This is a genomic window from Neisseria sp. HMSC055H02, assembly GCF_001813335.1.
Classification (GTDB): domain Bacteria; phylum Pseudomonadota; class Gammaproteobacteria; order Burkholderiales; family Neisseriaceae; genus Neisseria; species Neisseria sicca_C.
On record NZ_KV812081.1, the window covers coordinates 42,607 to 47,820 of the forward strand.

General features: G+C 50.6%; 3 protein-coding genes and 1 pseudogene. 3 read left to right on the top strand and 1 reads right to left on the bottom strand.

Going from position 1 to position 5,214, the window contains the following annotated elements:
• Positions 1-120, top strand: a pseudogene (locus tag HMPREF2907_RS12850) (IS30 family transposase); the annotation flags it as partial.
• Between the two features lie 98 nt (positions 121-218).
• Here the strand turns inward: HMPREF2907_RS12850 and HMPREF2907_RS03350 are convergent.
• Positions 219-896 (bottom strand): energy-coupling factor ABC transporter permease, encoded by a 678-nt coding sequence (locus HMPREF2907_RS03350; RefSeq protein ID WP_070680061.1) that lies wholly within the window; start codon positions 894-896, stop codon positions 219-221.
• Positions 897-1,026: 130 nt separating this feature from the next.
• On the opposite strand from HMPREF2907_RS03350, the gene HMPREF2907_RS03355 reads away from it, so the two are divergent.
• Both HMPREF2907_RS03355 and greA read left to right on the top strand, forming a co-directional pair.
• On the top strand, positions 1,027-4,167 hold the full coding sequence (locus HMPREF2907_RS03355; protein ID WP_070680064.1) for a DNA translocase FtsK: 3,141 nt from the start codon (positions 1,027-1,029) through the stop codon (positions 4,165-4,167).
• A gap of 198 nt (positions 4,168-4,365) precedes the next feature.
• Complete coding sequence (gene greA, locus HMPREF2907_RS03360; protein ID WP_003742680.1) at positions 4,366-4,842, top strand: transcription elongation factor GreA; 477 nt, start codon at positions 4,366-4,368, stop codon at positions 4,840-4,842.
• Positions 4,843-5,214: the final 372 nt, after the last annotated feature.

Here is a 5,214-nt window from a genome sequence, read left to right on the forward strand (position 1 = left end):
GGCAGCACATGGACCGGAGGCAAAGTGCCCAACCGCGTCGGCATAGAAAACCGCCCTGCTATCGTCGACCAAAAAAACCGCATCGGCGATTGGGAGGCCGACACCATCGTCGGCAAAGATTAGAAATTGGCTGCGAAACGCCAAGTGTTTTATTCTTAAATCTGTTTCAATCACCGGTACCATAGTTGTTGCACTTGAAATCCGAATCCCAGGACCTTTTACCAAATCTTATTCGACGGTTTCAGATAGCGTCCGTCATCAAACGTATTAATCCACTGCGGCCTTAACGCAATAAAAATAGCAACAGTAATACCGCTTAAAAACGCTTCCGCCCATGCAATGAGGAAAAACACGGGAAATGCCGTACTCCACAATGTCGTTTCAGGAAAAGCCCGCACCCTGTCCAATATGCCGACCAAGATACCCCCGGTCAGCAGCATGCCCGCTGCGGATGCTAAAAAACCATTGACGAAAATGAAGATAAAAATATTGGCGGGAAGCCGGTTGACCCAGGCACGCGACAGCAAATTGACCGCCAGCGCAGGCAAAAACAACGCAAGCGCATTGACCGGATAAGCCTGCCAATCTGAGCCGAATATCCAAACATAGGGCAAATACAGCAACGCACAGACCCAAAATGCCAGCGGTACGCCGAGCATCAGGGCAATCAGGTTGACCGCCAACAGATGGTAACTCATCCCCGCAAGCTGCCCGCCGTCAGGGGTGGCATTCAAGCTCCAGACCGACGCCAAAATAATCCCTGCCAATGCGGCTGCCGAACCATGTTTTCGAAAATCACGATAAGCCTTCGGCGCGGATAATGCCAACAATAAAACCAACACGCACCACGCAGCGGCCAAAATCAAACCCGAAAACCATCCCGTTTGGAAAAGCATATATCCTCAATGTTTAAAAAGCGTTTCAGACGACCCGATTATAGTGGAAACAAAGCCTTGTCGGTTTTGTTTCACTCTAAAAAGCGTTAGAATAACGGACTTTGCTTTTTTGACTCGGGAAAATTTTAATATGTTGTGGAGCGTGCTGATTATTATTTTATTGCTTGCCATCGGCATCGTGTTTTTACTGCACAAAAAACAAGAACAAGATTGGGAACGCGAGCTGACCCGTCTGAAACGCGGCAGGGATTTTGACGAAAATCCGGACGAAGCATACGAACTTGCAGAAGAAGCAAAAACCACAGGCAACAAAACCATCGCCCGCCTGCGTCTTTTAGCGGCGCAACACGACTACAAGAAACGTACGCAAACGCTTTCAGACGACTCCTCTTTCTCTCCAAGCTCGCTGGCGGAGGCTATGGGTGCATTCCAAGTTTCCCCTTCCGTACAAGAAGATGCGGCAGATTCATCGCCCGCATACGAAACGTCGTCTGAAACCGATTTCGAGCCGGAATACCTCCACGAGCCTGAATTTCCCCAAACACCCGACATCCCCCCTAAAAAAGTCCGTCCAAATGCCCACAAACCTGAGCAATATCCGGAAATCGTACCGTTCGAAACGTCCGATACGCCGGAATATACGCCCGGCTTGGTAACGGGCGGTGCCTTCGAAGAGATTACTTTGGAAGAAGCCACCCGCTCGCTGACTGAAGCTGCCGTCCAAGAATGGGAAGAACATCAAACCGCCAAACAAAACCCCGTTGCCATCACTACTGAAAGCGAACCGGAAATCCGTTTGGTACGGACATCGGTTACACCGATGAAAGGTTTGGAAGTCATTGATTTCAACGACCCTGTCTTACGCCGTACGCGCGAACGCGTCAAATCTTATGTGGACAGCATTCACCTGGAAAAAGCCGGCCGACCCCATATCGAAACGGCACAAACCGCTTTGCGTACTGCCGAACGTGAATCCGTCCCCTCTACGGCCAACTATTACGGTCAAAAAGACGAAATCAACGTCATCGACATCCAAAATAATCTCGCCATGCGCCGTGCCGCTCGCGACAAACTTGCAGCAGCCGTTGCCCCTGTGCGCGGATACCAACCTCAAATTATTGAAGATGAGGATATTTTTGCCAATCTGAAACTGCCCGCAAACCGCCGCCGCACACTCAAGCACTCCGAAGCTGCCGCAGAAAAAATAACCCGCCGACAATTTTCTCAACAGGAAGCCGAAAGTATCAAACAACCAACGGCGAAAGCCACATCATCCTTCTCCGCAAGAAACCAAGCCCCTATCGCCAGCCGAAAAGCGGCGGTTCCCGCCAAACTGTCCCGCACCGTTCGTGAAAACACTTTTATTTCCCGTCCGCCCGCTCCTGACGCAACCGTCATCGAACCGCCTCCCGTACCGCCCGTACCGGCACCTGCGGTCGATATTCCGAAACCGCCCAAATTCGATTTACCCGAAAACAAAATCGACATTCCCGAACCACCCGTGTTCCTTAATCATCCGTCCGTTTCCGTATTTGAATCGGAAGTTAACGCACACATCAGCAACAATCCGGAAATCTCCATACATGATTACCTGATTCGCGAATCGGCAAGCGACACAATTAAGGACGTTGATTCCGAAACAGACAACGATACCGCGGATGTATTCGGACGCGACCTGCCAGACGAGCAAACGTCGTCTGAAAATATTGAAACCAATAAAACACCGTGGTTTGACGGTGACGATGATTGGGATGCGGCTTCAGACGACCTTACCAACCCGCAGACGAACAGTATCCATCTGCCGACTACCGCCCTGCTCCTTCCGCCCCAGTTCGACCCTGCCGCTACGCAAACCGAAGAAGAATTATTAAACAACAGCATCACCATCGAAGAGAAACTGGCGGAATTCAAGGTCAAAGTCAAAGTCGTGGATTCCTATTCCGGTCCGGTGATTACGCGTTACGAAATCGAACCTGATGTCGGCGTGCGCGGTAATTCGGTCATGAACCTCGAAAAAGACCTTGCCCGTTCGCTCGGTGTTGCCTCTATCCGCGTTGTCGAAACCATTCCTGGCAAAACCTGCATGGGCTTGGAGTTGCCGAACCCGAAACGGCAAATGATACGCCTGAGCGAAATCTTCAATTCACCCGCGTTTGCCGAATCCAAATCCAAGCTGACGCTCGCGCTCGGTCAGGACATTACCGGTCAGCCCGTCGTTACCGACTTGGGCAAAGCGCCGCATTTGCTGGTTGCCGGTACGACCGGTTCGGGCAAATCGGTCGGCGTTAACGCCATGATCCTGTCCATGCTTTTCAAGGCGACGCCTGAAGACGTGCGCATGATTATGATTGACCCGAAAATGCTGGAATTGAGCATTTACGAAGGCATTCCGCACCTGCTCGCGCCTGTCGTTACCGATATGAAGCTGGCGGCCAATGCGCTCAACTGGTGCGTCAACGAAATGGAAAAACGCTATCGTTTGATGAGCCATGTGGGCGTTCGCAACCTTGCGGGCTTCAATCAAAAAATCATGGAAGCTGCCGCACAAGGCATGAAAATTGCCAACCCGTTCAGCCTGACGCCCGACGATCCCGAACCTTTGGAAAAACTGCCGTTTATCGTAGTCGTGGTTGACGAGTTCGCCGATTTGATGATGACCGCAGGCAAGAAAATCGAAGAACTGATTGCCCGCCTTGCCCAAAAAGCCCGCGCAGCAGGCATCCATTTAATCCTTGCCACGCAACGCCCCAGCGTCGATGTCATCACAGGTCTGATTAAAGCCAACATCCCGACACGCATCGCTTTCCAAGTGTCCAGCAAAATCGACAGCCGTACGATTCTTGACCAAATGGGCGCGGAAAACCTGCTCGGACAAGGCGATATGCTGTTCCTGCCGCCCGGTACAGGCTATCCGCAACGTGTTCACGGCGCATTCGCTTCAGACGACGAAGTACACCGCGTAGTCGAATATCTGAAACAATTCGGCGAGCCCGATTACATCGACGATATTCTGATGAGCGGCACAACCGACGATCTGCCGGGCATCAGCCGCAGCAGCGACAGCGAAGTCGATCCGATGTATGACGAAGCAGTCTCTGTCGTTCTGAAAACGCGCAAAGCCAGCATTTCCGGCATCCAGCGTCAATTACGCATCGGCTACAACCGCGCCGCCCGCCTGATTGACCAAATGGAAGCAGACGGTATCGTTTCGCCTGCTGAAACCAACGGCAACCGTACCGTTTTGGCGCAAAGCAGCGAACATTTGGACTAAAGCCACACCAAAGTAGGAGAAAAGCCGATTGCCGTTGCAGTTTCCCCTGATTTTGGTACAATACCGCCATTCATTCTTACACAGACAAGCCGCCGAGATTTAGGCGGCTTGTATTTTTATTTTCATTTTGCGGATTATATTTACCGCATTTTTTACTAGGCAAAAGCAGTCCAAACGCTTTTGCGGAGATGACAAACCATGCAAAAAATTCCATTGACCGTACGCGGCGCAGAATTGCTCAAACAAGAATTGCAACGCCTCAAAAGCGTCGCCCGTCCCGAAATCATCGAAGCCATCGCCGAAGCCCGTTCGCACGGTGACTTGTCCGAAAACGCAGAATACGAAGCCGCCAAAGAAAAACAAGGCTTTATCGAAGGACGAATTTCCGAGTTGGAACACAAATTGTCCATGGCGCACATCATCAATCCCGCTGAAATCCACGCAGAAGGCAAAATCGTCTTCGGCACGACCGTAACGCTGGAAGATTTGGAAACCGAAGAACACGTTACCTATCAAATCGTCGGGGAAGACGAAGCAGACATCAAAGAAGGCAAAATCTACGTCGGCTCCCCCATTGCCCGCGCCCTAATCGGCAAAGAGGAAGGCGATGTCGCCGAAGTACAAGCCCCCGGCGGCGTACGCGAATACGACATTATTTCGGTTCAATATATCTGATTGCCACGAATTGCCTTGATATAAAGAGAACAGAGGTCGTCTGAAAACCAAGAAAAATGGTTTTCAGACGACCTTTTCAACATTCAACCTAATTACTGTTCAAAAAGAACGATAAATCAAAGTTTCAACACAAGACAACTTATAGTGGATTAAATTTAAATCAGGACAAGGCGACGAAGCCGCAGATAGTACAGACAGTACGGAACCGATTCACTTGGTGCTTCAGCACCTTAGAGAATCGTTCTCTTTGAGCTAAGGCGAGGCAACGCCGCACCGGTTTAAAGTTAATCCACTATAATTCCACATTCCTGCCCCCCTATTTTGTTTATCCGCATTCAGTAAAAAAGGTCGTCTGAAATCTTTCAGACGACC